Origin of the sequence: Lentibacillus daqui (assembly GCF_027186265.1) — a bacterium.
GTDB classification, from domain to species: Bacteria; Bacillota; Bacilli; order Bacillales; family Amphibacillaceae; genus Lentibacillus_C; species Lentibacillus_C daqui.
On the sequence record NZ_CP114176.1, the window covers coordinates 3,430,595 to 3,457,324 of the forward strand.

The following is a 26,730-nucleotide window of genomic DNA, read 5'->3' on the forward strand; positions in this document are numbered from 1 at the left end:
TTGCCTGCGTTGTTTATCACGCACGCATTAACTATGATGTCATAATGATAAACCATTGCTGGGGAATTGACCAGTACGGACGGATAGAATCATAGACAACATAAATAAATACTGCGGTAAAAGAATACGTAATAAGCGCCAAAATCGTTGTAAACAGTACAAGGTTCCATCTTAGGCTAAAGCGATAGCTCGGCTTCATCTCTTGCATCTCCCTTACATGCTATCATTAGTCGTTTTTTATTTTCCCAATTAATAGATCGACATGTTTATCTAGTTCATGAAGGGTGTTTTGATAAACTTGCAAGTCTCCGCCAAACGGATCGGAAATATCATAATTGATTAAGCTGGCCTCCATCTGCTGGATACGTCGAAGGTCATCCTGCAAATGTTTCATTACTTCTTGCTCAAGTGTTTCCTTATCCAGTTTGTGCTGGTTCTGTTGCATGAAGATGATTCGCTTTTGTTCATAATCTGCATATGCCCGTTTTAATTCCTGCCAAATTTTCCTATCCGCATCTGAAACGTATTCCTTTAGTGTAAAATATTTATCCTGATAATCAGGGTACTGTAATATGAGGGATTGTTTATGCTGCATTGTCATGGTCAGTACTAAATCAGCCCAGTTCAACAGCTTTTCGGAAACCGGCTGCGAACGATGATCCAACGAAATCCCCTGAAGTTTTAGCGCATCTATCGCTGTTTGATTAGCACGTTGATTTCTTCCCGCAAAAACCCCGGCCGATTGCACCTCTGCCCGTGGGTATTTAGCTTTCAGCAATGCTTCAGCCATTGGACTGCGGCACGTATTTCCGGTACAGACAAACAAGATTTTCATCAAAAAGAAACCTCCGTTATTGAGGATGTTATTGGTATTCCAAACATATTCCATTTTACCGCCCCAACCTGATATCCAGCAACATTAGATGTTCGAGGAGGAGAAGTTACCCACAAAGCTGTTTTTTATTTTACTTCCAGATTATTTAGCAAAGTTAATCTCTACTCAAACTATAACACATGAAGCAGTAAATGTCAGAAAAAAGTGAAGTAAAAAAACGAGTACCACTGCATCACCGGTACCCGTTCATTTTTCCACACATTGCACGATTCAAATCAGCACATATCCCAGCTCAACCCAGAATACGCCAACTATTGACCTAGCCAAACACCAGGTTTAATCCAAAGCCGCATAAAATACTGCCACCTAATATTTCACCATACACACCGATCAAGCCGTGAACCTTTTTCCCAACGATAAGACCGATCCAGGTTAATACCATACTAACTGCCCCAAAGAGCAATAAAGCTATTGCTGTCTTTACACCTGACATCCCCAGACTTAACCCAACCGAAAAACTATCCATACTCACACTTATAGAAAAAAATAGCAGCCCGATTCCCGCGGGCTTAACAATTTTTTTGACTTCGTGGTTAAAGGCGGTGAAAACCATCTGTGAACCAATCGCAATTAACAGCATGCCGGCAATCAGGGTGGTCAGCTGGCCAATTTGCACAGATATTGCTTTTCCGACTATAATCCCTAAGAATGGCATGATCATATGAAAGATGCCGACAACAAGTCCGATAAAGGCAATTCGCTTAAGTCTTAGTTGCTGCATTCCCATTCCTAAACTTACAGAAAATGCATCCATCCCCAGCGCAAATGACATAAATACTAATGAGACAATTTGGCCGATATGATATACCGCCATCCTCAACCCCCCTCGGACATGCTATTAGATAAATATGCGTGTCCGAAGTGGTTTATGCTGGAGATAGGTTTTTTGGCTAATTGTCACTAACGCTTTTCCTTATCCTGAATCACAACCTTATCATTACGCCGGAACGTAAACACTTGCTGCTTTTTTCAACCGGTTCATGATTGCCAGACCAATACCTTTTTCCGGGAATGCTTCACATACAATCAAATCCACATCCCCCTCTTTAAAGGTACGTAATGCATCATAAATATGAGCAGCAATATCCGTTAATGATTCCTTTGAGCCAAGGGAAATGACTTGATCGGCACATAGTCGTTCAGACGTTTCCTCACTTGCTATCACACCAATCTTCGCGTAATTCTCTCGTTCCTCGGCAATAACTTCAGCCAATTTTTCCGCCGGGCCTTCAATGAGCCACATCGGAACTTCTGGTGCATAATGGCGATATTTCATGCCGGGAGCTTTCGGCCGGCCAACCGCATTTGCCAGTGCCGGATCAACCATGACATCGCCAATAACTTCTTGCAGCTGTTCCTTGGTCACACCGCCGGGGCGCAGAATAATTGGAATTTCACTGGTGCAATCAATGACCGTCGACTCCACGCCAACACCTGTCGGACCACCATCAAGCAAACCGGCTATTTTTCCATTCAGATCCTGCCACACGTGATCAGCTGTTGTCGGACTCGGTTTGCCGGAGAGATTAGCACTAGGCGCAGCAATTGGCAAATCACATTTTCGCAAAAGCCGCTGGGCAACCGGATGGCTCGGGATCCTTACCCCAATTGTGGATTGTTCCGCTGTTACATTGGTTGCACAAGTTCCGTTGCTAGGTAAAATATATGTTAACGGACCGGGAGAAAATGTATCAATCAACTTATCCACAAATGTCGGGACTGTGGATACTAATTGTTGCAGTTGCGCTTTGGTTGCAACATGGGCAATGAGCGGGTTATCCGCCGGGCGTCCTTTCGCTGCAAAAATCTTTGCTACCGCTGTTTCACTTGTTGCATCCGCGCCAAGCCCGTAGACTGTCTCGGTCGGAAAAGCCACTGCCTCTCCGTTTTGCAGCAGTCCCGCCGCTTCATCGATCCCTTGTTGATTGCCACTATCTACAGCATTCCAACGTTTTGTTTCCATCGTATGTCGACCTCTTTTCCACAAATCTATCTCTCTTTATCAAAATGCTTATCCACAAGCAATAAAATTTATCCACATTATGCACAGGTGATGTCCATAAACTCTTAAAAAAAGTCTGACAGAAATGTTTGCCTGTTAGGGATTAGTTTTTCCAGTCGTTCAATAGCTTCAAGTTCTCCTGCTATAAGTTCTGCCTGATAGTAGTCTTTCGGGCGCCGGAAATTTAATAGCATACATGTCAATAGCTGGATCGAGCAATGAATAGCCTGTGTATCGTTCCCTTGTTCATCCATATTTACAGTTGTTTGTCCAGCTGCTATATCCAGTTGATAGGTTCCACTATTTTCCGGGAAAAATTCATCACTGACAACAAGTGTGAATTCTCCCTCGTCTTGAAATGGATATTCCTGTAAAAATTGCTGTACATCAACGATTCTCGCCATAAAATAAGGAGTAAGTTTCTGCTCAAATCGAGGCTCATCTAGCAATAATGGCAGGTTATCCCGTTCAGGTACGGTCAGTTCAACCTTATCGGCCATGGAATCATGGTTGGCAATAAAATGCAATAATTGTTTTTGTGCCTGTACATTGACATATGCCCATTCTTTGATGGTGAAAATGTTGCTTGTTACATCATAAATAATATATCCCTCAGGCTCATCCTGACGATTAAAGGTAGCAGCAATTTGATATTTTTTTGTCAACACCCGCTGCCTCCACCATGCCTCATCCCGGACAAGCATGCCATTAAAGGTGCTGGCATACTCGGAATAAATCTGCTGAAGTAATGGAATATCCGGCCCAATGCGACGTACATAACCACCGGAAAGGTTCCATTTTTTCTTTAGCCGCTTCATCGGAAGTGAATAATGTTGTCTCGTAAATGCATGCTCCCAGCCATATTTGCGGTAGAATGCAAACGAAAACGGATGAAGAAGGGAGATGCTTTGTCCATTTTCCTTCATCTTTACCAATGCGTGATAAAGCAAGTGTTTAACCATGCCCCGCCTGCGATATTCGGGCCATGACGCTACTCCGGCAATACCTCCCATCGCAAACGCTTTTCCATTTATGTAACAGGATAATGGAATCTGATGTACTTTTGCCGCCAGCTGTCCATCTTCCTTCCATCCCCAAATGGTGTCCTGCTTTATTTTTTCTTTTTCTTCGGATAATTCATCCGCCGACAGCTCACTTTGAAATGCAAATTGGTCCAGCGCCAAAACAGCATCAAAATCAGCCTCAGTTAATGTTTCAATGTGTTCCACAATATCCCCACCTATGTATGTTTCAACTATTTCATCATCATACCATTTTTGTCCACATTGTGCGATTTTGGTGGTTTAATTAATCCATGAAAAAGAAAAAACCTGCGGAAGTTATCCACAGGTTTGGTGTAATATGTTAAGTTATGCACAATATCAACAGCTGATATTCGTGTTATCCACGCGATCTTGTGAATAACTCATTTTTGATACGTTATATACCCACCAATTGCCTTCCTTCATTTGTTGACTATCCACAAATTCATTTTTCTTCTGTGGATGAAACTGTAATGCATCAAGCAACAAATCAACAACCGGCTGATGGCTGTGGACATATACACTTTTGGCATGTCGCTGTTTCGCAATGGCCAGTACTGATTCCAACAGTACCGCAAGTGAAGGGGCGCACTTTTTCGTAACATGAAGCTGTTTTAACCAATAAACACCCGGTTCCATCGGTTCCAGAATAAAACAACCTTCAATTTGTTGCTCGATTTCAACCACATAACCATGTTGCATTAATGCATTTCCATTAACATCCCGGTTTTGTTGTAAAAAATGTTCCACCTTTTCTATTGACACATGTTTTGTCGCTACTAGATTCATGTTTATCACCTCTATTAAATGTAATAGATTTTGCATGGTTCTTTTCTATGATTTTATGCAAAAGAACATGAATCTATGACAAACCAAGCCATTCAAACAAGAAAAATTTCACCTTGACCTCATCATCATCTGTTTCCTTCTGTTGTTTCTTTTCAACCTTGTCATCCTGTTGATCCGCACTGGAGGCCTCAGCAACCGTCGTTCCACTGGAAAAATCCAAAAAGCATAACGGCGGGAACAATACACACCACCAATTGGAACCTTCCCCTTCTCCAAGGGTAATTAACACGGCCTCATATTCCCCGGCAGGATACAAATAATTGCCGTATAATTTTGCCGGGAACGATACATTTTCCCCGTATTCCACTTGAAATGATTGTGATGCATTTTCCGCTTCCAATACGTTTTCAACGATCTGCTCAATTTCCGGCAGTTTCCCTTGTATCACTTTCCGCGCTTCATCAATGTCAGCAATGTTCTCAACCCATCCGGCAATTGATTTATTCACCGCATCACGTACTGTCTGCTTAACTTTCTGGTCCCCATCGCCATCACTATTTGCCAAAATCCGCAGTCGAATGGCATCATCCGGAATGACCTGATATCCCTGATCATTACTTGCTTGTTGAAACATGCCTTTGGTTGGCATCAATAAGAAAATAATTATAATAGCAAATACAAAAAATACTAGCTTCTTCATCATTTCCAGCCCTTTCCGATTGGATTTACAACCAGTATGGGCTTAGAAAAATGTTTTTAAACTAGTATTCTGGTAAAAATTTTATTTGTTAATAGATTGGTATTTGATTTATCCATCCAGGAGACTACATGCCCAAACGCGAGCCTTGTCCCTAACTGATTTTCGTGGAAATGATTCGATCCTTACCATTAATGTCCGGTATAATGGCTATTTCACTCTTTGGAAACTGTTGCAAAATCAGCTGTTGAACTGCTTTCCCCTGCTGATAACCGATCTCGAACGCCACCAGTGCCTGTTCCTTTAGTACATTCGGCAGTGACTTTACAATCGAACGGTAAGCTGCCAGCCCATTGTCCGCCGCAAATAAAGCAAGCGCCGGGTCATATTGTCTTACCGTATCAGACATGCTTGTTTTCTCGGATTCAGCGATATATGGCGGGTTCGAGACGATGATGTCCGCTTTTAATTGTTGGTCGATCAGCGGTTGTAAAAAATCCCCCTGTAAAAATGTAATGTTTGCCTGGAGGTTCCCGGCATTTTGTTTGGCAACCGTTAATGCTGCTTCGGAAATATCTGTCGCATACACGGTTGCTTGTGGCAGCTCCAGTGCTAATGTGCAAGCAATAACGCCACTACCGGTACCAATATCGGCAATCGTTAACGGCTTTTTTTCATGTTTGTTTATTTGACCGATCACATACTGTACCAGTTCTTCTGTCTCCGGCCTGGGGATTAGCACGTCCGAATTAACATTAAATTTGCGGCCATAAAACATTTCATACCCAAGCAAATGCTGGACAGGAATGCCGGTTGCTGCGTGAGCTTTAACTGCTTTTTCAAACTGTTCTCTAACTGGCTCCGGAACCGTCTCTTGCATGCCCGCAAAAAATTTGGTCCTTGACACACCGAGATAATGTTGCAACAGAATTTGCGCAACATGTTCTTCTCGCTGATGATCTGCTAAAAAAAGCGAAGCCCGCTTTAGGACTTCGTATTGTTTCATGGGCTGTTCCATCTTATTCACCAATCTGTTCCAATTTTTTAGTTTGTTCCTCGATCAACAAAGCATCGATAATTTCATCCAGTTTTCCAGTCAAGATTTGATCCAGTTTTTGAATCGTTAAATTAATTCGATGATCTGTCACTCGGTTTTGTGGAAAATTGTACGTACGGATCCGCTCCGACCGGTCTCCTGTACCAACTGCCGATTTACGCGATTCATCATATTCAGCCTGTGCTTCCTGCTGATATTTGTCATAAATCCGTGCGCGCAGTACTTTCATTGCCTTTTCCTTATTTTTAATTTGTGACTTTTCATCCTGAATGGAAACAACAATTCCCGTCGGCTCATGGGTTAACCGGACAGCGGACATCGTCGTATTAACGCTCTGTCCCCCTGGGCCGCTGGATGCATACGTGTCGACGCGAATATCCTTTTCATTAATTTCCACTTCTACCTCTTCTGTCTCCGGCAAAACAGCCACCGTCGCCGTTGATGTATGGATTCTTCCGCCGGATTCGGTTTCCGGCACCCGTTGCACGCGATGGGCTCCATTTTCATATTTCAATTTAGAATACGCACCTGTACCATTGATCATAAAAATGATTTCTTTGTAGCCGCCAACCCCGGTCGTATGTGCCTCTAGAACCTCTGTCTTCCACCCTTGCGATTCCGCATAACGCGAATACATCCGGTATAAATCGCCAGCAAATAATGCCGCCTCATCACCACCAGCAGCACCACGAATTTCCATAATAACGTTCTTATCATCATTCGGATCTTTTGGTAACAGCAATACCTTTAATCTTTCTTCCAGCTCTTCTTTGGAATCGGTCAGTTCAGCAATTTCTGCCTTGACCATCTCCGCCATTTCCTCATCCAGATTATCATCCAGCATTGCCTTGGCATCCTCTAGCTGGGAGGTTATATCTTTATAGTTGCGATACGTATCCACAACCTCCTGCAAATCAGACTGTTCCTTAGAGTACTCCCGCAATTTTTTTGTATCATTTATAACCTCTGGATCACTCAATAACTCGTTCAATTTATTATAACGATCTTCCAATGATTGTAAACGGTCTAACATCACGTCCACCTCTTTTCAGATTAACAGTCTAATTATATTATACTCAGGGTGGGAGGTCAAAATTGTTTTGGAACTAAGAGTGAGACGGGGGACGGGACAGAGGGGCGGTGCATTTGTCCTACCATTTCCGCTGACAGCAGTTCAGATAGGGATCCCCGTGCGGATAAGCATTTATACGGCGATTTTGATGCTCACAAATTGGACATTGCTTATGCACAGCGAATTTAAAGTCAGTTTATCAGCGGCTTTGAGTTTTGTATCAGCGGTTTTGGCCTTTGTATCAGCGGTTTTGGGCATTCTATCAGCGGTTTTGACCTTTGTATCAGCGGTTTTCATGCTTATATCAGCGATTTTTTCCATTCTATCAGCGATCCCCAAAATCTAGGGTATACTTTTGCCATCTGTTTTTCCCACTAACCGGAAATCCCTCCTTTTGTAAGATACGTTTCATGACATGAGATGAATCGATTCGTAAAAATTCCCGTGCATCCTGATTAGTTATGGTATCCCCGATTAATAGCTTGTAATCATGAAGTGCCTGTAAATGTGCACTTCTTGAAGCGTGATGACACTGCGGACAAAGCCATTTATTATGTTCCTTTTTCATCGGATTGGCAGCACATTCAGGACAAAATACACCCTTGATCAATTCGTTTTTGCTAATGCCAAATTTCTTTAAAACATCCGCTTTCGGTGGTGTATGATCCGCTTGAATGCGATCAAAAATCTGTTGAAATGTTCTTTGGTCTAAAACCTGGTTTGTGTATATGTGATTTTGTTCATGAATATGAAATGGTAATGATTTACTGTAGATCACTTCATTAGGAACCGTACTTTGTGGAAAAAGCGGTTTGATGATGGTGCTGGGAAAACTGATTACAACGAAATATAGTATTGGTACGTGGGGAAAATTATACATTCGAAGCCACTTTTGCAGTCGATGCCGTTGCAATTTGACTTGAATAATTGGATTTGGCAGGCCTTCTTCCCGACCATCGTCACCAACCCTGAGGACTTGTCTATCTCCGTCAAAGTATAAGGTGCCATACCAATTTTTCACTTCCAGCATCAGAATGTATTGTTTGGATAAAAGGAGTTTGTCAATTTCAAAATAATCATTTCCATCGGGCAACCGTGGATTATGGAAAATGGAAATGTCTTCACCGGGCAGAAATTTCAGGGGAAAGGTTAATGCAGATTCACCTTTGATACCTGTACGCTCCTTTTTTATCTGATCTTGGAGTCGAGGTTTTATCGGGTGAAACGGGGCTGTTCGCCGGTCCAAGGCTAATATCTTGGAAAGGTAGTCCGTTTCAATATTGGGTTTTGAAGTCAATTCGGTCACATCCTTTTGATTATCTATTTCTATCTTACTACATAAATGTTCCAAGCAGTGAAATTTTTTCAGCGGTTCCTGTTATTGTATCAGCGGGTTTCACACTTCTATCAGCGGTTTCCACGCTTCTATCAGCGATCTTGGTCATTCTATCAGCGGTTTCCACACCTTTATCAGCGATTTTCGTGCTTATATCAGCGATCCCCAAATTTTAGGTACCCCTCGCGCCCCGCAGCATCTCCCATCACCCAAACCAAACAAAAAAATACACCCTAACAAGAGGATGTATTTTCACAACTGCAATTATTGCTCAATTGCTTTATCTTTTACGTCATCTGGTACTTCGATTGGGTCTACTTTATTGATGTTGGAGTAGTCAGCTTTGACATTTTGTACGATATTCATTTCTTCGTCTTCAGCTTTCATGCTCATATCCATATCCATATCGAGTGATTTGATATCGTATGATTCCTTATCAATGGTGTATTCCATCGACATGCTGTTTATCTTCATATTGTCCAAAACTTCCTGGCCTTCGTCACCTAATTCTTGTTGCAATTCTTCTGGCAGGTTTTCCTGGATCATCTTTTGCATTAATTCGTTAAATTTCTCACCGTTCGCATCCAATTTTAAAATAAATGCATCATCGTTTTGCTCAAATGACATATCATCGGTATAATCTTTTATCATTTTTAATTGCTCGGACGGGTCTGGCTGCTGGCCGGCCATTTGTTCAACCATATCCATGGAAGCACCATCCATTTTAACCCAGTCACCGATTTGATCACTGTATAGGTACATGCCGTCGTCAACCATGTAAATTTCCATATCCATGTCCGGAAGTTCTTCATCGGTTCCATCCATTTCCATTTTGGTTACGCCTTTCATATACATAGCCATAGGATCCATTGTCATTTTTGTATCATAATTGCTGTTTGTGTCCATGGCAACGGGCTCATCGCCACTTGCTTCAATATGTTGCTGCAAATCCATCGTGACTTCTGCACTCTTCATGTCCTCGGAGGCATCCAAAGCCTTTTGATATACTTCCTCCGCTGTCAGCTTGCTTTCTTTTTCCTTACTCGCACCTTCTGTTGGTTCGGCCGTTTCATTACATGCTGCTAGAACTAGTGCCATAACTCCAGCTACGAGTATTAAAAACCATTTTTTCAAATTTATCCACCTTTCTAATTCTATTTGTCTACAACATTACCATATGGAAAAATAAAAGAAAAGGTTTCATTTATATTAATATTTCTTTACAAAAAAATTGCATCAAAAGTACTACATTTTTTCCCCCCAAAAAGCCAAACTACATAACAAGGAGGGAATCCAATGGCAAAAGATAAAACAAAAACAAAGAACAAAAGCAAACAAGAAATAAACGATATGAAAAACAATAATAAATACCGCACGAATCGACCGCCCGGAAACTAACCCGGGAATCTTTTCGGACAAAACTACCGGCTAAAACGCTATAACAGCAAGCTCCCCCTAATATCAAGGGGGAGCTTGCTGTTATTTTACAGAAAATAAAAGCCGACTCCCATAATGACGTAGGCGGCAAGTAGAACCATCCCATCAAACCAATTCGAATCCCCATCCACCGATATCATAGCCATCAATAACACAGCCATGGCCATACTGACTAATTCAGCCCACGAAAACACCAAAGACATCGGATTGGAAAAAAAGAGCGATATTAGCACAAGTACTGGTACAACGAACATCGCAATTTGCAAGGTTGATCCTACCGCAATTTCCATCGCCACATCCATTTTATCTTTATATGCCATAATAACTGCCGATGCGTGTTCCGCTGCATTACCGACAATGGCAACAATAATGACCCCAATAAACAGTTCTGACCAGCCAAATGTTTCACCGACTAAATGAAACGTATCGACGAGTTTTTCCGAAACATAGGCAACTGCGATCGTTGATAGGGCTAACACAATAACCGACTTGCCTTTACCCCATTCCGGTTCTTCCTCCGCTTGATTTTCCGCTTTTTCCTTTTTACTTGCATATACCCCGCGATGCGTGACCAATTTAAATACTAATGTTGCAGCGTACAAAATGATTAAAATGATGGAGATCCCGATACTAAAAATCATCGTATGACGGTCATTCATCCCATATGAAAACACTTCCGGAATCACAAAGGCAACAAGTACGGCAAAAATCAATAGTCCCGCATTATGTTGCGCATGATATATATTGAACTTCTGACGTTTATACCTTAATCCGCCAACAAAAAAAGACAAGCCAGCAACAAACAATAAATTTCCCAGCACCGAGCCAGTTAATGAAGCCAATACAATCCCGACAAGCCCAGCCTTCAGGGAAAAAATTGAAATAATCAACTCAACCGCATTCCCAAACGTTGCATTCAATAGCCCGCCAATTCTTGAACCCATTACTATTGTCAGGCTATCGGTTGCCCGGCCAATAAAACCTGCCAAAGCAATAATGGTTAAACAATAAACAACAAACATAAATATGGTGGGCCAATCAAGCATTGAACCAATAACAGAAACTGGTAAGCCAATGACCACCATAACGATGAAAATAATATTCACCATCCGGGAATCCCCCTTTAAATCCTCGTTAGAAATAGATTGCCCAGTGAAAGAGATATTATTTGTAAATTGCATGATGCAGAAAAAACAGCACATAATAAACGTGTTCCGCTGAATATCAATTGATCAATAAAGGTCAAAATGCAATCAATTCACATATGTATTTCTAAGTAAATGTACGATATTTAAAGTTTTTTGTCCAGTTTATATTGACTATTATTTAATAATGGTATATAATTTAATTGTAAACGAAATGAAGGAGGAAGATATGATGTTTGACTTAATGCCTTTTCACAAAAGAAATGAAGATGTATTTCGCAACATGCTAAAATCGTTTGATGATGCGTTTAACCGTGATGTCTTTTCTCCGTTAAATCAGGAACTTGGTTCATTCCGCACCGATATTACGGAAAAGGATAATGCTTATTATATTGAAGCGGATTTACCAGGTATTGCAAAAGAGGATATCAACATTAATATAGAAAATAATCATTTAACCATTTCAGCTAAACGTGACAACAATCATGAAGAAAAAGATGAAAATAACAAAGTAATCCGCCAAGAACGCCATTACGGTGAATTTGTCCGCAGCTTTTATGTGGACAATGTAAATGAGGACGAGATCTCCGCGAAATTGGAAGATGGAATCCTTAAAGTAGAAATTCCAAAAAAAGATACAACCGCACCTGCCGCAAAACAAATTGATATTCAATAAAGTAAAAAACACGTAAAAAAACTCCTCATAGTCCAACTACGAGGAGTTTTTTGCTTTATATGACGCGTCATGCTTTAACGCTTTAAGATGGAGGAAAACTGACCCTTACTGTAAAAATTTTACACAAACCACTTCAGGTACTGCAATTTCTGAATCCAATTTGGAAAGCTTTCCTGTTTCACTGTCACGTGCAAATAAAACTACATTTCCCGTATGCTGATTGGATGCAACAAGATAATTCTCACTTGGATCCAACACAAAATCCCGCGGCCATTCTCCGCCAGATGGCATGTATTCTACTAACGAAAGCTTGTTTGTTTCATCGTCAACAGCAAAAACGGTAATACTATTGTGCCCGCGATTTCCAGCATAAACAAATTTTCCATCTGAAGAAATATGAATCGCACTGGCATCATTCGTCTCCATAAAATCAGCCGGGATTGTCTTGATATATTGTTTTTCCGAAAAACTGCCCGTTTCCGTATCGTATGCCAAAACAATGATTTCTGAGCTTAATTCAGTAATCAGATAGGCCACTTTTTCATTTGGATGGAAAACAATATGTCGCGGACCACTGCCACCGTTGACCTGCAATGTTGCAACGCGCCTTAATCCGTTATCTTCTATTTGATAGGTCACTAGCTCGTCCGTACCAAGGTCGCAAGCAAGGACATACTTTCCATCCGGCGAGAATCCGGCATAATGCACATGTGAATGTTCCTGACGCTTATGCGGCCCGCTTCCTTCATGGAAAACAAATGACCCGGCTTGTAATGCACCCTGTTCATCCACTTGGTACAGTCCAACAGCCCCTTTATGATAATTAGCAGTAACAACTTGATCGCCTCGAACCGTTAAATGACAAGGTGGTGCGCCATCCTCCAGCTGGCTGTTTATCTTCGTCAAGGCGCCTGTCCGATTTTCAAGCCTGTATGCATTGACACCACCTTGATCCCCATCCTGCGCAACCGAGTACAGATACTTGTTGTCATCACGGACAGTTACATAAGTAGGGCTCCCAACCTTAGCCGCCACCTCTGTTTTACCCAATGTTCCAGCATCTACATCCAATTCGAACCGATAGATCCCTTCACTCGTTTGCCGTGTATAGGTTCCGGCATACCCAATATATTTTTTGCCCATATGTATCGCTCCTTTTTAAAAACAATGTAATTACAGTATAACACGTTGATGTAGGCCAGCGCTTTTTCGTTAACTGATGTTTGGAATACATTAGGATTAACTCTTGGGCCATGGTTGAGCCCGAATGCTATTTTTCTGCTCAGCAAGCAAAAGGACATCCGGAGTACGGGATGTCCTTTTAAATTTACCAATAGCGTTCTTCCCTGTTAATACTTACTTAGCATGTTTTTCTTTATAGGCTTTTGCATACTGATCAGCTGCAAAAATTGCATCGGCGACATCGTCTGCTGTGACCTTAAAGGCTTGATGGATTGTTTCACCTTCAGTGGTAGCCGCTTGAGCCACTTTCATGATGTCATCTCTTGTTGCATCTTTCAATTTGATGTCTTCCAAAGTGACTGGCAAATCAAGGCTTGTATACAGCGCAATGTAGCGCTCAATCTCCCTCAAATCGCGTTTTTCGAGCGCGAGTTGGACAAGCGTGCCAAATGCAACTTTTTCACCATGTGTCATATTATGGATGTCACCATGCAAAGCTGTGAAGCCATTGTGAATAGCGTGTGCTGCTCCGAGACCGCCACTTTCAAAGCCTAAACCGCTAAGCAGAGTGTTGGCTTCCACAACAGATTCAAGCGCCGGCGTTACTGATTTGACTTTCACGGATTCATAAGCTAGATTGGCATATTTGAAAAGTGTTTCTTCACATTTTTCAGCAATCGCTTGTCCGGCAATTGTTGTTTTGCCGCCTGCCATTGTGTTGCCTCCTGCCAGGATGACGCTTCGAGCTTCAACCCAGGTCGCCAATGCATCCGCAATCCCTGAGGCCAGAAAACGTGGTGGTGCGCCTGCAATAATTTTTGTATCGACAACAACAAGATCTGGATTTTTATTGTAGAAACGATAACCTTCAAAAACCCCATCATCTGAATAAACTACGGATAGCGCACTTGTTGGTGCATCGGTTGAAGCAGTTGTGGGTACAATCACAGTATAGCCGTTCAATTCGTCTGATACAGCTTTAGCGGTATCGAGCGTTTTACCACCACCGACACCGATAACCACTGTTGCATTAGCATTTTTAGCAATGTCAGTTATCCGCTGAATTTCTGTTTTGGAAGCTTCTCCGTTAAAGATAACTTTCTCGGCCTTAAGGTTTTTATGTTTCAATTGGTTAACCAGTTCGTTCCCGGCAATATCCCAAACCGTTTCATCCGCTATGACAATGGTTTGCTCACCAAGGTCCTTTACGTATTCCCCAATATTTTGAATGACATTTTTCCCCTGAACATATTTAGCGGGGCTGGTGAAAATTCTTTCAGTCATGTCGTAACACTCCCTATTTAAGTAATCCAATTATACTTTCCCCAATTAGGTAGAATTAAAACAAATTGGGCGTTTTTACGCAGTCAACTCTCTCACTTTCTTGGCCAAAAACGTCTGTACCCCGGCAATTATGAAAAGAATTCCTGCACCGATTGCTACCATAGCCGGAAACCCAATGACGATCAGAATCACTCCTTGTACCGTCGTTGCTTTTTTTGGTACATGTCTACCGATCAGAAGCGCAATAATTTCTATTATAAATAACCCAACAAGCATGACCAATAAAAATGTCAAATGGTGCAGGATAAGCAACAAATTCGGGTAATGTCCCGCGTACATAAGAATCATTAATGGTGACTTCTATCGGAATAAATATGCTCAAAATGAACATAAAAACAGCCATCGCCATGCACACCATACTACCAATCGTCGCCAACAATTTTGCAGTCTGTGCATTTTTTATTTTCCACGTTTTATCACTACTCATATCACGTTTACTCACCATTTCATCATAGACTTATAAGCTATTAATATAAAGTGATTATCCATGATATTCATTTGGCAGCACCCATTCTATCTGTTCCCATTGGTTTTAGGTTTCCGTTCTTGTCATAGTTAAAACTATCGAAGCGGTATTTACAGTAAAGTATTACGAGTTGTTCTGGCAGGACAAAAAGCATAGTATAGAAAAGTAAAATAAATAGTGTTACCATTACAATGGATTCAATATCAGCAAGACCAAACGTCCTAACAAGGTATTGTAGAATGAAAAGCAATCCAACACTACCTACAATCACTACCTACAATAATTATTGGAACAAACGACTTTATATCATATTCAGCCTTAGATCTTAATTTATCCTTTTTAGACCCCTTACGATATTCCCCTTTTCCTAGCAGAATATAGAACCGAATACATGTCACAGTAAACACAAGTAAACCAAATAACAATGTTATACAGGTAAATATCAACAGGGACTTTTGCGAAATCATCCTATCTGCACCAATTAGAAACAGTGCGGAAAGATAAAAACATACTCCTCCCGTGTTTTGCGATACTAAAGTAATCAATAGGTACTGTATCTTTTGACCTTTCATATATATCTTTGGAACGGCGTAAACAATGGATAGGAGAACTAAGGCGCTTGTTATTATTAAATGTAACGTAAACAATCCACCTTCATATGGAAAAATGGTGCTATCTGCAGCTACAATATAGGTTAAAAAAAATATTAAAGGCTGAAAAAAGATAAATAATATTAATGCAAACCCCAATGAGCTAGGACTTTGTCTACCGGATTCAAGTGACCCCCTTTAAACGGCAAAGTCCTCCTCTGATAGTCTTTTTAACATCACCGTTCAATCCCTTCCTGAAGATTTTCTTCTAGCTATAGCTACTAGCTGAACCAGCCTTTTATTTTATGGATAGCACCCTTTGCGCGTCTCAGCAAAGTTTCTACTTATTGTTTCTTCCACTAGTGAAAATACCGGAAAAAATGTTTTTCATCCTTAAATGCTTCTTACATTGAAGTCTTCGAAAGCTGCATCTATTTTTTCGGGAATAAAATTATAATACTTGAAAACAACATTACGATAGGCGATTCCGTTTTCTTATCGTTATTGGTTATTGCAGTTTTGGATGGCTTTCCGCCTTTTCGCTGCTTATCAAGGTCTCTTACAGCATTGTGGAAGTGGAGTGGCAGAAGAAATATCATTCATCGAGGTAGAGCCGATTATTGGTATCCATCCCCTTGGGGTGTCCTGAATATACCATAACCCTTCATTGTCATTTCATTGATTCCAATTATGAATGGTTTGGTCCTTATCATTAATCAACTTGTCAAGCTATTACACACATAATCTATTGTTGGGTCTGAATTTTTTCATCCCTTAGCTTTTTAATTATTTTTTTTCGCTTTAGTGGTTTCATATAAATGCAGCCAAGAAATACAGCAGTACTTAAATAACCTAGAATCAACGGTGTAATACTATTAATAGCAAAAAATATAATAAAAGTAACTACTGCAAATAGAAAGGAAAGGATAACAACATTTAATTCTATTCGTGATTGTCTCATACCCTTATAGGCACACTCTTCTAAAAAATAATCATCTAGAACAATCGGGCGTTTTTTTTCCTCTGTATAATAGGTTTGATGAAGTTTATTAGCCGTGAAATAAGCAATTACTAGAGAAATAATAAACAAGCTAATATCCAGGAACAAGCTATTATATTCTTGATAGAAGCCGTTAAGAAGATTTCCAGTGATATAAAGTGCTATAGAACCCAAATATACTTTAACATAAGAGTTTTTTTTACGAATTGGTATTTTATAAATAAGCCCGTCATCCTGATCATAAAATAATGTGTATAGATCCTTGTTTCTGTAAAATGTAACTAAAGAATCTTTCAAGTTTTATCCCTCCATCAAATCTTTAACCAAAAATTGTTCCTAAACCATCAGTTATTCCTGACCACGCATCGCCTACGAAATTTTTTCTACCTTCCCATAGTGATTTGCACCTTCTCGTATATCATCTGCATGATCATAGACCCAATCGAAAGCTTTCCCGCCACCATAGCAAAACCGGCACCTATTAACGATCCAACTGGTCAACCAACTGCAAATTCCGCTGTTTCGGCCATCGTTGTTATAATACCATGACTTCCTGCTTTAAAGGCGGTATCTGTACCCCGAATAATCATACCACATTCCTTGCTTCTCTGTTTCCTCTGACGGGAAGATCATGCTGCTCTATTCAAAATCATAAGTTTGCCTGTTCCTTCTCCAATTGATTCAATTAGTAGCATGATAATTTCCCTCCTAATTCATTTTACACTTACAATCCGAGACTCTAGGCATCATCCTGTGGGAAAGCTTTTGATCTTTTGCCACCCAGAAACATGACCCTTGTATTCCCCTCAATTATCGTTGCGAGTCCGGGCAAAACGATCCCAGCAAATATAAGCATAGTTGAAAATATCAATATTATCCAATTACCATATTCAATATATGCTGCGGCTCCCATTACTCCCAATCCAACACAGCCAACATAAACGAATGTAACCAGAAAAATAACTTTAAATGAATCAGGCATGACCCATAAGCGACCTTTAAATAACTGACTAAGGTCGATTATTTGATACATGTTTTTTTTAAACATTCGACTGATAGTAAAGATGAGTAATATCATGAGAACAACAATAACTGTCACAATGATTGCATTTACATAAATCGGAATATCAACGTCAAAATAATTCGCTATAGGGCTTAAACTGCTGGCAGCAATAGAGGCTAAGATCGCCCATAAAAATTGAGAAGAACCCACCTTTTCCTTTACGGTAGGAGCTGTTAATTCTTCTGCAATTTCTGGATCCTCCACTTTATATACACGATTGGGAAGCAGCCAGTAGAAAAAAGGAAATAATAGCTTCCAAAGGGACGCCCCTCCCATATCCAGAATATAGTTCTCTCCTTTAATTGTCAGTATTCGATACCTTAAATTTTTGGCTGTACGATGCACAGTGCATTTCATACAAAATCCCCCTTCCTACCACTCCACCACTCATCAGTATGATAAATAATAATAAAAGCAATGAAAACCCAATATTGCTTTTTATGGCTTTCCACATTCTATATTTACTCCTATTTACTCCTTAACACCCGATAAAATCATTGTCATTCGAAAAAAATACTATTCCAAACTAACTTGGGATAGTATTTTAATATCTTAATATCGTAGACTAGGCGCAAACTTCATCACTCATCCTCGATAATTATAGATACTTCTATTGTTCTTTTACAAAGCCTTACGCTGTTCAGAAAAACCATTCACTTAAACAGGTCTAACCAAAATTTCATTGACATTCACATAATCCGGCTGAGTCACCGCATAAACAACGGCTCGCGCAATGTCTTTCGGTTCAAGTTTTTTCCGATTGCTTTCAAATGGGCTTTCTGAACTTAACGGCGTTTCCACCATGCCCGGTGAAATACTAGTGACGCGCACGCCAGTTTGGACAAGCTCTTTCTCCATACCAGCGGAGATTGCACGTACAGCAAATTTCGTTGCACAGTATACGGTCAATCGCTCTGTCACTTCAAATCCGGAATCCGAAGCGATATTGACAATATGTCCACTTTTCTTTTCCAACATATCAGGTAAGACGGAATGGATGCCATAAAGAACACCCTTCACATTAATATCAATCATCTGCTCCCAATCAGAGACGTCTCCTTCTAGTACTCTGCTTGACCCCATCATGCCGGCATTATTAACATAAATATCTACACTGCCAAATGCTTGTTGGGCGCGCTCAGCCAGAAAATTCACATCCTTTTGCTTCGTCACGTCTATTTTAACACATAGCATTTTTGCTTTCTGATTCATTTCTTCGGCTATTGTGGCAAGTTTCTCCCCGTTCCTTGCAGCAAGCACGACATTTGCCCCTGCCTCGGCAAGTTCTTTCGCGATGGCTGAGCCAATACCACTGCTTGCTCCGGTAACAACCGCTGTTTTTCCTACTAATTGTTGTGTCATCGTCATCAAATCCCCCCTTCGTTTAAAACACCCTTTGCTTGTCAACTTATATTCCCTTCCAAAATACATTACGAATTATAAAATATCCAGCAAGATGGGTGAAGTGTATGTGCTCATTGCTATACCAAATGACATACTTTTCAGATACGTATTTTTGCATTGCTCCCCAAACTTAATTCTAATATATCGGTATGTGCGTTCTTCCTATTAAAATACCTCACCAACGCTATTAAACCTATTATCCTATGTAAATCTGATAAACAAAAGAAGTATACCGTTAATATGCTTCTTTTTCATAATAATTTCATCCCGTTTTATTCCATCAGACCCGTAACAGGAATGCTCCCTCCCCTTTGATGGCATAATCTTTCATACTATCCTGGATTAAAAAATAGCCCCTCATAAGGCTGATATATTTCATTTGCATATTTTGAGCCATATAATACTATAAAAAATAGAATCATATAACCAAGCGGATTGATTCCGCGATGAAAGAGCCGGTATAAATGATTATTTTGTTTACCTTTTTTTACTTTTATATTCTTCTATCCTTTAATTTCACGGTAATATTTCCTTCTTTAAATGTTTTGTGATTGAGTAGAAATATACCAAATAATACTCCTGACGCAACGATTAGCACCATAAAATTTCGAGATTCAACATATCCTAGGAAAAAAAATACACTCAATCCTAAAATCACAAGATAACTCAATAATACGTTTAAAAAATGTCTCACTGAACCTGGGCGAATCCACAGTTTTCCCCTGGGCAATGTTTCAAATTTAAGAACATCATACATTTTCTTTTTGCGGTTTCGACTGATGGAAAAAGATAATAAACCCACCAATACTATAGCAAGCACCAGCAACGCTATATTGATTAATGGCGACATGGGAACGTTAAAGTAATCCATTAAAGGGGCTAAGAACATCCCACCCGTATAGGAAACCCCAGTGGCGAAAACCAGATAAGATCCCCCCGTTTTTTCATTTTTTCGGTCTTTAATCGTTCTATAACAGCCTGATCCTCAACTTTGAAAATATAATTGGGAAGCAGCCAGAAGAAAAATGGAAAAATAATCTTCCAAAAGGATCGTTCTATATCCATAATGTAGGTTTCTCCTTTGATTATCAAAATTCGATACCGTTCATTGTTAGCTAAATGTTGTACTTCGCCTTTCATAAAGCAATCTCCTAATCTTCGTCATTCGTTCTTGTCTATTAAGCAAGGGATTCAAAGAACTAAGACCGCTAGCTATAGACTCACCTGGATTCTTGAAAGTTCCTTGAGTGCACTATCCTTGGCATTCTTAGCCTTTTCCATCTGTTCTTCTTTCTTACCCGCATTATAATCATGCAATTTCGCTAACTCACTAATTTGGGATGCACCTTCAAATTCCGCAAACCGTGCTGTTCCTTCACTCGTTTTGGCACTACTCATCACTGTCTCAATTTGATGTATGATCTCTTTCACATCTGTTCATCGCCTACACCATTGAACGAGGATAAATCTATTAAACATTTTGTCTTTATGTTTTAGTATTTATTACCAATCTATTCTTTAATTTTCACTGCAACATTTCCTTCTTTTATTGTTTTACGGTTAGTTAGTAACAATAAAAATAATATTAATGATGCGGCGACTAACACTATAACATTTTGTGTTTCAACATACGCAAAGAAGAAAAATACGCTAACCCCTAAAAGCACAATATAACTAAACAATACATTTAAAAAATGCTTTATAGAGCTTGGCTGAATCCTTATTTTACTTTTAAACAGTGCTTCAAGTTCTACTGCGTTATATAGTTTCTTCTCGTGGCTACGGCTGATCGAAACATACAACAAAGGTACGAATATTAAAGCAATCAACAGTATTGCTATATTGACCAGTGGCGGCATGGAAATGTCAAAGTAATCCATTAAAGGCGCTAGGAGCATACCGAGTGCATAGGAAATTCCTATCGTAAAAGTCATACCGGAAGCCCCTCTTTTCCACTTTTTTCGTCTGAAGCTGTTCTACGATAGGATTCCACATAAAAGGGGATCAATCTTTTTTCCATGATCATCACACTCCTGACGTGTATATAGTATAGTGTCCATATAGCAAAGATGGATGGAAAATATTAATTAGGACCGCAGATGTAGCTACTAAACTATGTTTTTCTCGATAAGGGCGGAAATTTTCTGTTTCATATGAACGAAAAATTGACTCCAATTTACACTTCAATATCATTCGAATCAAATCAAAGGTTGAGGTTTATTCTTACCAATATTGAACCACATGATCTTGATATTATTTCTTTTTAAACACTACATCGTTCTTTAATAAACCAACTACATTTATGGTACTCAAAATCAAAGTAAGGAAAAAGGTTACATACCCTAATATACTTAATATCGGGAGTAATTGGTCAAAGTTGTTAAAGACTTTCCTGTCAGCGAGAAATTTTTCAATTAATGATCTAAATTTAATTTGTAAAAATATAAAAATGATCGCCGCAATATAAATCAAAACGATACCAAAGATAAGAGGAAATCTTCTGCTTGTGCGCATATAGCTCCCCACCCCAAAATTAAGTATTGTCGTTTTAATAATACCAGGTTCGGACTCATTTCCTCTATTAGCAAGTGCAGTCATCTTTACAAAGAAATTCGGTATCAAAACTAATAAACCTATAAATATTGATAAATAACCTAACAACAGATTATAAATACTAATTGCGTTTACAAATATACTAACTACACAAAGCAAAATAATATATCTTGCCTTCAATTTAAATCCTCCTATTTTAGGAAAAATCCCGTACCTTCCAATATAACTTATTCATTGTCCCTTGATATCAAATACTTGTAAATAATCGCATCTAATGTTCCAGCGTTAAAGGTACCCTCAGAGAATACTTTTACCTTTTGAAACCCCACCAACCCAAGAAAAAATGTAACGGGAATCATAAAAATAATACAGCTTACCTTATTTAGTACCAGCAACCGTTTTAGCTTTTGGTCTTTAATCTCAAGTTGTTTAAAACGCTTTAAAAATTTTAAGCAATGAAACCAATTAACCATATAAAATATAAACATTACAGAAAAACCAATAGCGCAACCATAATAAAAGAAACGATACGAGCCTTCCAATGTCTTAGGTATCAAAATCCCTCCCAATATAACGGTTACGCCCATAACAGCAAATATTATAGGCAATATAATACTAAAGTGATATGCCTTTTTAGATGAATCTCTTAATAGTTGCCAAGCTTCTTCCTTATTCATTAATTTTTCTCCTTTTTATTGTAAACCTTAAACCGTTCTACCGGTAGAATATCCGTGTTTACTAACTCCTTCTTTTATAAATTTTAAATCGTTCCGGTGGTAGATAGCATACTAATACAATAAACAAAAAGAATATAAACAATGCAAAAAAAAGCCACGTTAGCCATTGATAAATCAAAAATAATACTGTAAAGGCGATAAATATTAAAAATAGAACACCAGATGTTATGACATCACCTTTTAAAGTATTCTTTCCTTTTTCAATATATTCTTCTACCATATCCTGTGTATTAAATATTTCTCTTCTGTCTTTATGTGTTTCTTTATACTTATACACACCAAGTGCGCCACTAATTATGAAAAGAAACATAACGATCAGTACATTTATGGGATTGCCCATGGATAAATGCAGGAATTTAATACCTCGGAGAAAAGCTAACACAAGGGCCCAAGCAATCCAAAATTTGAAATCATTTCCATTATCTTTAACTGTCTTATATATTCGCTGGGACTGATTATTTAGAAAAAATGTGAATTCTATCTTGTTTTTTATTTCCCGATGGATAGGAATTAACTTTTGCTTCACATTTCCACTCCTTTGACATATTACTAGCTGAAAACAGAACCTAATTTACCAAAAAAACCTAAAACTGCATCACCAACCTTATCTATTCCCTCTTTTAGGTCCATGATCATAAGCCCAATCAAATGCCATGGATCCCATGCGTAGCCACTACAAGTCCAGCGCCAGTTGCAACAATTCTTGCAACGGTAAAGGGAGCAGCTGCAACTGCTAATGTCTCCAAACCAGTCCCTACCGCAGAACTAAGGCAGAACTAAGATGGTTAAACTAATACGTCTTCCCTTAAAATTGGAAAGGCAGGTATAGATAGATAAAATCTTGTTTTCCCCAATCTAAAAATTTTGTTGGATACATCATTATAAAATATTTCTCTTTAACACAAGGAAAAACAAAATTACCATAAATAAAATGGAATGCAACATTCACCGCTACTGCTGACCATTTATCATTTTTAATCACGTAATTCACAAAAATTGAAAAGAACAAGTAACAGAACAAAAATAATGGTGAGACTCCATAATCCAAAGATAATATGTACAACCAAGACAGACAAACCCGCTACCAGAATAGAGGCCCATAACTGAGGTAAAAGTTTAAATGAGAAATAGATAACAAGTATAAAGATAGCAGGTACTAGAACGGAATAAAGTAGTACTTTTACGCCCCCATAAACTCCAATCATAACCAATACAAAGATAATCAATCCTGCTATTGTACCATATAATGGAATTTTGCCTCTCAATACAAGAACCACCTCCGTACCTCAATCATAATATATTTGCTTCCAATAGCATTTTGATTTACTTGCTGATTAGGGTTTTTCATTTACCTTTTGAATCAATGATCAAATGATTCCAATATCGTCAAATGCAATTCGGCAAAATATTTATACGCTTCTTTGGCTCCTTTTCCAGGAAAAGAGATCATGTCATTAATCGTTTCAATACTTGCTTTTTACTTTATTTGACTATGATCGAAAATTAGTGGATGCATCTTGTGAGTCATTCGAAAAATCGGTTACTTTGGATACGCCTAAGGTTATCCACATGAATATACTAAACAAAAGAAGCATATCATCCATATATGCTTCTTCGATAACCATTCAATCTCTTTTATTCTGACGGACCAGTAACTGTTCCTTTTTTTGAGTTTAGGATTACTTTCTTCCTGCCAGTCCTTGAAAATCTTAATAAATCGTTCTTCTTCTTCACCCTTAAATCCTTCAAAGACCACTTCGTCTATATTTTCTTCATTAAAATAATATACATTGTTGGGGTTCAATCCTTGTGGGTAAAAGCATCCCGAATAGTCATACCAGATCCCCTCAACTTCTGTTTCCTCTGACGGAAGAATTGGAGCTCTGTTCAGAATCATGGTTTTACTCGTTCCTTCTCTCAGATATACAATTGATCCAATAGGTAACATGTTTCATTCCCCTCCACCGATTTAATTTATGTTTAAAAAATACTCATGCGCTAATCTTTTAACAAAGCATTTTATCTTCCAATTTTTTCATATAACCATCTATTCCTTAACTTTCATAGTAGCATTTCCTTCTCTTATCGTTTTTCGATTAACCATTAAAAAACCTAAGAGAAAGCCTGATGCAATGATTAATATCATAACATTTTTAAATGCAATATATACCACAAACATGGATAAATCAAATCCTAAAAGAAATATATAACTAAATAGAACGTTTAAAAAATGCCTGATAGAACTTGGCTGTATCCATAATTTTTTCTTTGACATTTTTTCAAGTTCAATAACATCATACAGTTTCTGTTTGCGGTTACAGCTAAGTTTATAATACCATAGACCAACCAACATTATAGCAAACAACATCAATGCCATATTGGCCAATGGAGGCATGGGAACGTTAAAATAATCCATTAAGGGGGCTAAAGAGATACCGACCGCATAGGAAATCCCCGCTATGGCGGTCATACTCGAAACACCTTTCCTTTCCATCTTTTCGGTCTGCAGCTGTTCCACAAGGGCCTGATCCTCGACTTTAAACACGCGATTTGGAAGCAGCCAAAATAAAAATGGAAAGATAATCTTCCAAAAGGAATTCTCTATGTCCATGATGTAGGTTTCCCCGTCAATTATCAAAATCCGATATCGTTCATTGTTCGCTAAATGTTTTATTTCACCTGTCATAAGAAAAACCGGGCAAACCCCGCCCGGTCCTTTTGTATCCACCATAGTTAGAGAAAATCCGATAATTTATATTCCTGTCCATGTATGCCCTTATAATACTCCGGATACATGTCTCCCCCACATTGTTCACAACTAAATCTGGGTGGAGTTGTTGGATCTCCTCCATCCATCAAATCAAATTCCTGTACGACATCATAAGGAATCTTCTCCTCCTCATGACACACCAAACAATGATAATTGACAAACGTCTTCTTGGGGCGCAGATGGTCGGTTCCCTTTTTCCTCTTTTTGCTTTTCTTGCCCGTTGCCTTCGAGATGATGAATCACCCTTTCTAGATAGCTTTTTGCTTCTTTCGTTAATGCTATTTTTATTTCTAATCGTCCTCCCTCAAGACAGACTTCACCCATGTACTCATAATAGTTGTTGCAATGTGGGCAAATCATTGGATCTTTTTGTCCACTTGAAATAATACGCTCTCTCCATGTTTGGCGGCGTAATGTCTTTTTCACCTTCAGTATCCATCGTTTTGTTCCTTGTTGCCATGTAGCCAACAGCTTTTTACTTAACTTCTTGCTCCTTCTTGAGTACATGCCATAATGACGAATCGTTTTAAATTGTTCATCCGGAATATGACGTATTAAACGGATGATAAACTCTTCTACTGTAACTACTTCATGCTTTTCTTTCCCATCTGTCTTGTCCACATACTTAAAAGTTACAGTTTGACCATCATATGCCTCGATCCGATTGGTTCCAATCGCTGGTCGACGAATATAGCGGCCAATATAGCGAAGCTGCTCTTTTATCTTTCCTCTTTGTTTTGGGGCATACACATAGAAGCCTTCCCCATTTGCGGAAAAAGCCTTTTGTAATCTTGGCTGTATCCTTTTCTTTTCTTGCTTCGTCAAGTTTTTTCGGATGAGCTTCAACACTACCGTCTGCCATTGCTTTCGAAGCATCTTGAATGGTATAAAATCGTATCCTTTCCATTCCCCTTTTTTCGTGATTCCCCCATCGTTACCATCATATGTACATGGGGATTGAAATTCACTTTGGAACCAAACGTATGCAATCCAACTATAATCCCCGGTATCACCTTGGCTTTCTTCTGAAAATAGTCAGTAAGTAATTTGGCTGCTTCATCCATAAGTGGCTTTAAAAGCTCACGATGTAAAAGGAATATATCCCGTAGCCCTTCATCAATTGTGAGTATCACATGTCGGTGATTCACTTGTAATACGTCCTCAGACAATAGACGACTCCATTCTTCGCTTTCTCCAACAGAACAGGTTGTACAAAAACGTCCCTTACATCGGAAGGGAATACGCTTTACATCATGGCAGCCCTCGCAAACAAAAAGTTTGAATCCTTTTTTCATATCTCCACAGTCACGAAATTTCTCTACCTCCTTTATGACAATAGGACGGATTCTCTTTCCGTATTTCCTTTTGAATGATTCCCAATGTTGATTTTCGTCAAAGAAGATTTCTTTTAATATGTTTTTCCCCATACATAAAAAATACCACAGTAACACTCACTGCGGTAGACCCCAATT

Annotated in this window: 29 protein-coding genes and 2 pseudogenes; 1 reads left to right on the forward strand and 30 read right to left on the reverse strand. The window is 39.1% G+C overall.

Translation table 11 applies throughout. From position 1 onward, the window contains the following. Nucleotides 1-31: 31 nt before the first annotated feature. The 14 genes from O2S85_RS17095 to cax form a co-directional block, all read right to left on the reverse strand. A complete protein-coding gene (locus O2S85_RS17095) occupies nt 32-199 on the reverse strand; it encodes a hypothetical protein (protein ID WP_269410491.1) in 168 nt (55 codons plus the stop codon). A gap of 27 nt (nt 200-226) precedes the next feature. Beyond that, complete coding sequence (locus tag O2S85_RS17100) at nt 227-835, reverse strand: low molecular weight protein arginine phosphatase (protein WP_269412629.1); 609 nt, start codon at nt 833-835, stop codon at nt 227-229. Nucleotides 836-1,154: 319 nt separating this feature from the next. Beyond that, a complete protein-coding gene (locus O2S85_RS17105; protein ID WP_269410492.1) occupies nt 1,155-1,709 on the reverse strand; it encodes a manganese efflux pump MntP in 555 nt (184 codons plus the stop codon). Between the two features lie 123 nt (nt 1,710-1,832). After that, a complete protein-coding gene (locus O2S85_RS17110) occupies nt 1,833-2,858 on the reverse strand; it encodes an L-threonylcarbamoyladenylate synthase (RefSeq protein ID WP_269410493.1) in 1,026 nt (341 codons plus the stop codon). Between the two features lie 104 nt (nt 2,859-2,962). Next, nucleotides 2,963-4,126 (reverse strand): GNAT family N-acetyltransferase, encoded by a 1,164-nt coding sequence (locus O2S85_RS17115; RefSeq protein WP_269410494.1) that lies wholly within the window; start codon nt 4,124-4,126, stop codon nt 2,963-2,965. A 153-nt stretch (nt 4,127-4,279) separates the two neighbouring features. After that, entirely contained in the window at nt 4,280-4,729 is a 450-nt protein-coding gene (locus O2S85_RS17120) for a GNAT family N-acetyltransferase (protein WP_269410495.1), read from the reverse strand. A gap of 73 nt (nt 4,730-4,802) precedes the next feature. Further along, nucleotides 4,803-5,432, reverse strand: a complete 630-nt coding sequence (gene spoIIR / locus O2S85_RS17125; RefSeq protein WP_369419614.1) for a stage II sporulation protein R — start codon at nt 5,430-5,432, stop codon at nt 4,803-4,805. A 148-nt stretch (nt 5,433-5,580) separates the two neighbouring features. Continuing rightward, nucleotides 5,581-6,432 (reverse strand): peptide chain release factor N(5)-glutamine methyltransferase, encoded by an 852-nt coding sequence (prmC, locus tag O2S85_RS17130; protein WP_269410496.1) that lies wholly within the window; start codon nt 6,430-6,432, stop codon nt 5,581-5,583. Between the two features lie 13 nt (nt 6,433-6,445). Beyond that, on the reverse strand, nt 6,446-7,516 hold the full coding sequence (prfA, locus tag O2S85_RS17135) for a peptide chain release factor 1 (RefSeq protein WP_269410497.1): 1,071 nt from the start codon (nt 7,514-7,516) through the stop codon (nt 6,446-6,448). Nucleotides 7,517-7,687: 171 nt separating this feature from the next. After that, complete coding sequence (locus O2S85_RS17140; protein ID WP_269410498.1) at nt 7,688-7,876, reverse strand: hypothetical protein; 189 nt, start codon at nt 7,874-7,876, stop codon at nt 7,688-7,690. Nucleotides 7,877-7,880: 4 nt separating this feature from the next. Next, nucleotides 7,881-8,852: a nuclease-related domain-containing protein gene (locus O2S85_RS17145; RefSeq protein WP_269410499.1), complete on the reverse strand. Its 972-nt coding sequence runs from the start codon at nt 8,850-8,852 to the stop codon at nt 7,881-7,883. Nucleotides 8,853-8,889: 37 nt separating this feature from the next. After that, a complete protein-coding gene (locus tag O2S85_RS17150) occupies nt 8,890-9,060 on the reverse strand; it encodes a hypothetical protein (protein ID WP_269410500.1) in 171 nt (56 codons plus the stop codon). A gap of 95 nt (nt 9,061-9,155) precedes the next feature. Continuing rightward, nucleotides 9,156-10,025, reverse strand: a complete 870-nt coding sequence (locus O2S85_RS17155; protein WP_269410501.1) for a DUF6612 family protein — start codon at nt 10,023-10,025, stop codon at nt 9,156-9,158. A gap of 350 nt (nt 10,026-10,375) precedes the next feature. Continuing rightward, entirely contained in the window at nt 10,376-11,437 is a 1,062-nt protein-coding gene (cax, locus tag O2S85_RS17160) for a calcium/proton exchanger (protein WP_269410502.1), read from the reverse strand. A gap of 268 nt (nt 11,438-11,705) precedes the next feature. Here cax and O2S85_RS17165 point away from each other — a divergent pair, with 268 nt between their 5' ends. After that, nucleotides 11,706-12,149 (forward strand): Hsp20/alpha crystallin family protein, encoded by a 444-nt coding sequence (locus O2S85_RS17165; protein WP_269412631.1) that lies wholly within the window; start codon nt 11,706-11,708, stop codon nt 12,147-12,149. 105 nt (nt 12,150-12,254) lie between these two features. Here the strand turns inward: O2S85_RS17165 and O2S85_RS17170 are convergent, their stop codons facing one another. The 16 genes and pseudogenes from O2S85_RS17170 to O2S85_RS18860 all read right to left on the reverse strand — a co-directional run bounded on the left by O2S85_RS17170 (nt 12,255) and on the right by O2S85_RS18860 (nt 26,685). After that, nucleotides 12,255-13,292, reverse strand: a complete 1,038-nt coding sequence (locus O2S85_RS17170) for a lactonase family protein (protein WP_269410503.1) — start codon at nt 13,290-13,292, stop codon at nt 12,255-12,257. Nucleotides 13,293-13,505: 213 nt separating this feature from the next. Further along, nucleotides 13,506-14,615, reverse strand: a complete 1,110-nt coding sequence (locus O2S85_RS17175) for a glycerol dehydrogenase (RefSeq protein ID WP_269410504.1) — start codon at nt 14,613-14,615, stop codon at nt 13,506-13,508. Nucleotides 14,616-14,690: 75 nt separating this feature from the next. Further along, nucleotides 14,691-14,963 carry a hypothetical protein gene (locus O2S85_RS17180; protein WP_269410505.1) on the reverse strand — a complete coding sequence of 91 codons (273 nt, stop codon included), beginning with the start codon at nt 14,961-14,963 and terminating at the stop codon, nt 14,691-14,693. Nucleotides 14,964-16,476: 1,513 nt separating this feature from the next. Then, nucleotides 16,477-17,028 carry a hypothetical protein gene (locus tag O2S85_RS17185; protein ID WP_269410506.1) on the reverse strand — a complete coding sequence of 184 codons (552 nt, stop codon included), beginning with the start codon at nt 17,026-17,028 and terminating at the stop codon, nt 16,477-16,479. 442 nt (nt 17,029-17,470) lie between these two features. Continuing rightward, nucleotides 17,471-18,151: a DUF443 family protein gene (locus tag O2S85_RS17190; protein WP_269410507.1), complete on the reverse strand. Its 681-nt coding sequence runs from the start codon at nt 18,149-18,151 to the stop codon at nt 17,471-17,473. 300 nt (nt 18,152-18,451) lie between these two features. Beyond that, nucleotides 18,452-19,156, reverse strand: a complete 705-nt coding sequence (locus O2S85_RS17195; RefSeq protein WP_269412632.1) for an SDR family oxidoreductase — start codon at nt 19,154-19,156, stop codon at nt 18,452-18,454. Nucleotides 19,157-19,691: 535 nt separating this feature from the next. Then, nucleotides 19,692-20,338, reverse strand: a pseudogene (locus tag O2S85_RS17200) (DUF443 family protein). 72 nt (nt 20,339-20,410) lie between these two features. After that, entirely contained in the window at nt 20,411-20,629 is a 219-nt protein-coding gene (locus tag O2S85_RS17210) for a hypothetical protein (protein WP_269410509.1), read from the reverse strand. Between the two features lie 80 nt (nt 20,630-20,709). After that, on the reverse strand, nt 20,710-21,132 hold the full coding sequence (locus O2S85_RS17215) for a DUF443 family protein (protein ID WP_269410510.1): 423 nt from the start codon (nt 21,130-21,132) through the stop codon (nt 20,710-20,712). Nucleotides 21,133-21,451: 319 nt separating this feature from the next. Then, the gene (locus O2S85_RS17220; RefSeq protein WP_269410511.1) at nt 21,452-21,931 is read right to left on the reverse strand and encodes a hypothetical protein; all 480 of its coding nucleotides are present in this window, start codon (nt 21,929-21,931) and stop codon (nt 21,452-21,454) included. Between the two features lie 47 nt (nt 21,932-21,978). Next, nucleotides 21,979-22,428 (reverse strand): hypothetical protein, encoded by a 450-nt coding sequence (locus O2S85_RS17225; protein WP_269410512.1) that lies wholly within the window; start codon nt 22,426-22,428, stop codon nt 21,979-21,981. Between the two features lie 61 nt (nt 22,429-22,489). Next, the gene (locus O2S85_RS17230; protein WP_269410513.1) at nt 22,490-23,014 is read right to left on the reverse strand and encodes a hypothetical protein; all 525 of its coding nucleotides are present in this window, start codon (nt 23,012-23,014) and stop codon (nt 22,490-22,492) included. A gap of 448 nt (nt 23,015-23,462) precedes the next feature. Further along, on the reverse strand, nt 23,463-23,753 hold the full coding sequence (locus O2S85_RS17235) for a hypothetical protein (protein WP_269410514.1): 291 nt from the start codon (nt 23,751-23,753) through the stop codon (nt 23,463-23,465). A 296-nt stretch (nt 23,754-24,049) separates the two neighbouring features. After that, entirely contained in the window at nt 24,050-24,436 is a 387-nt protein-coding gene (locus O2S85_RS17240; RefSeq protein WP_269410515.1) for a DUF4176 domain-containing protein, read from the reverse strand. 99 nt (nt 24,437-24,535) lie between these two features. Continuing rightward, nucleotides 24,536-25,219 (reverse strand): DUF443 family protein, encoded by a 684-nt coding sequence (locus O2S85_RS17245; protein ID WP_269410516.1) that lies wholly within the window; start codon nt 25,217-25,219, stop codon nt 24,536-24,538. Nucleotides 25,220-25,387: 168 nt separating this feature from the next. After that, a pseudogene (locus tag O2S85_RS18860) lies at nt 25,388-26,685 on the reverse strand (IS91 family transposase). Between the last annotated feature and the right edge of the window lie 45 nt (nt 26,686-26,730).

Coding starts and splice junctions, on each gene's coding strand:
- O2S85_RS17095 (WP_269410491.1), bottom strand. CDS start 199: ATGAAGCCGAGCTATCGCTTTAGCCTAAGATGGAACCTTGTACTGTTT.
- O2S85_RS17100 (WP_269412629.1), bottom strand. CDS start 835: ATGAAAATCTTGTTTGTCTGTACCGGAAATACGTGCCGCAGTCCAATG.
- O2S85_RS17105 (WP_269410492.1), bottom strand. CDS start 1,709: ATGGCGGTATATCATATCGGCCAAATTGTCTCATTAGTATTTATGTCA.
- O2S85_RS17110 (WP_269410493.1), bottom strand. CDS start 2,858: ATGGAAACAAAACGTTGGAATGCTGTAGATAGTGGCAATCAACAAGGG.
- O2S85_RS17120 (WP_269410495.1), bottom strand. CDS start 4,729: ATGAATCTAGTAGCGACAAAACATGTGTCAATAGAAAAGGTGGAACAT.
- spoIIR (WP_369419614.1), bottom strand. CDS start 5,432: ATGATGAAGAAGCTAGTATTTTTTGTATTTGCTATTATAATTATTTTC.
- prmC (WP_269410496.1), bottom strand. CDS start 6,432: ATGAAACAATACGAAGTCCTAAAGCGGGCTTCGCTTTTTTTAGCAGAT.
- prfA (WP_269410497.1), bottom strand. CDS start 7,516: ATGTTAGACCGTTTACAATCATTGGAAGATCGTTATAATAAATTGAAC.
- O2S85_RS17140 (WP_269410498.1), bottom strand. CDS start 7,876: ATGGAAAAAATCGCTGATATAAGCATGAAAACCGCTGATACAAAGGTC.
- cax (WP_269410502.1), bottom strand. CDS start 11,437: ATGGTGAATATTATTTTCATCGTTATGGTGGTCATTGGCTTACCAGTT.
- O2S85_RS17165 (WP_269412631.1), top strand. CDS start 11,706: ATGTTTGACTTAATGCCTTTTCACAAAAGAAATGAAGATGTATTTCGC.
- O2S85_RS17170 (WP_269410503.1), bottom strand. CDS start 13,292: ATGGGCAAAAAATATATTGGGTATGCCGGAACCTATACACGGCAAACG.
- O2S85_RS17175 (WP_269410504.1), bottom strand. CDS start 14,615: ATGACTGAAAGAATTTTCACCAGCCCCGCTAAATATGTTCAGGGGAAA.
- O2S85_RS17180 (WP_269410505.1), bottom strand. CDS start 14,963: ATGATTCTTATGTACGCGGGACATTACCCGAATTTGTTGCTTATCCTG.
- O2S85_RS17190 (WP_269410507.1), bottom strand. CDS start 18,151: ATGAAATGCACTGTGCATCGTACAGCCAAAAATTTAAGGTATCGAATA.
- O2S85_RS17195 (WP_269412632.1), bottom strand. CDS start 19,156: ATGACACAACAATTAGTAGGAAAAACAGCGGTTGTTACCGGAGCAAGC.
- O2S85_RS17215 (WP_269410510.1), bottom strand. CDS start 21,132: ATGACTTTTACGATAGGAATTTCCTATGCACTCGGTATGCTCCTAGCG.
- O2S85_RS17225 (WP_269410512.1), bottom strand. CDS start 22,428: ATGAATAAGGAAGAAGCTTGGCAACTATTAAGAGATTCATCTAAAAAG.
- O2S85_RS17240 (WP_269410515.1), bottom strand. CDS start 24,436: ATGTTACCTATTGGATCAATTGTATATCTGAGAGAAGGAACGAGTAAA.
- O2S85_RS17245 (WP_269410516.1), bottom strand. CDS start 25,219: ATGGTGGATACAAAAGGACCGGGCGGGGTTTGCCCGGTTTTTCTTATG.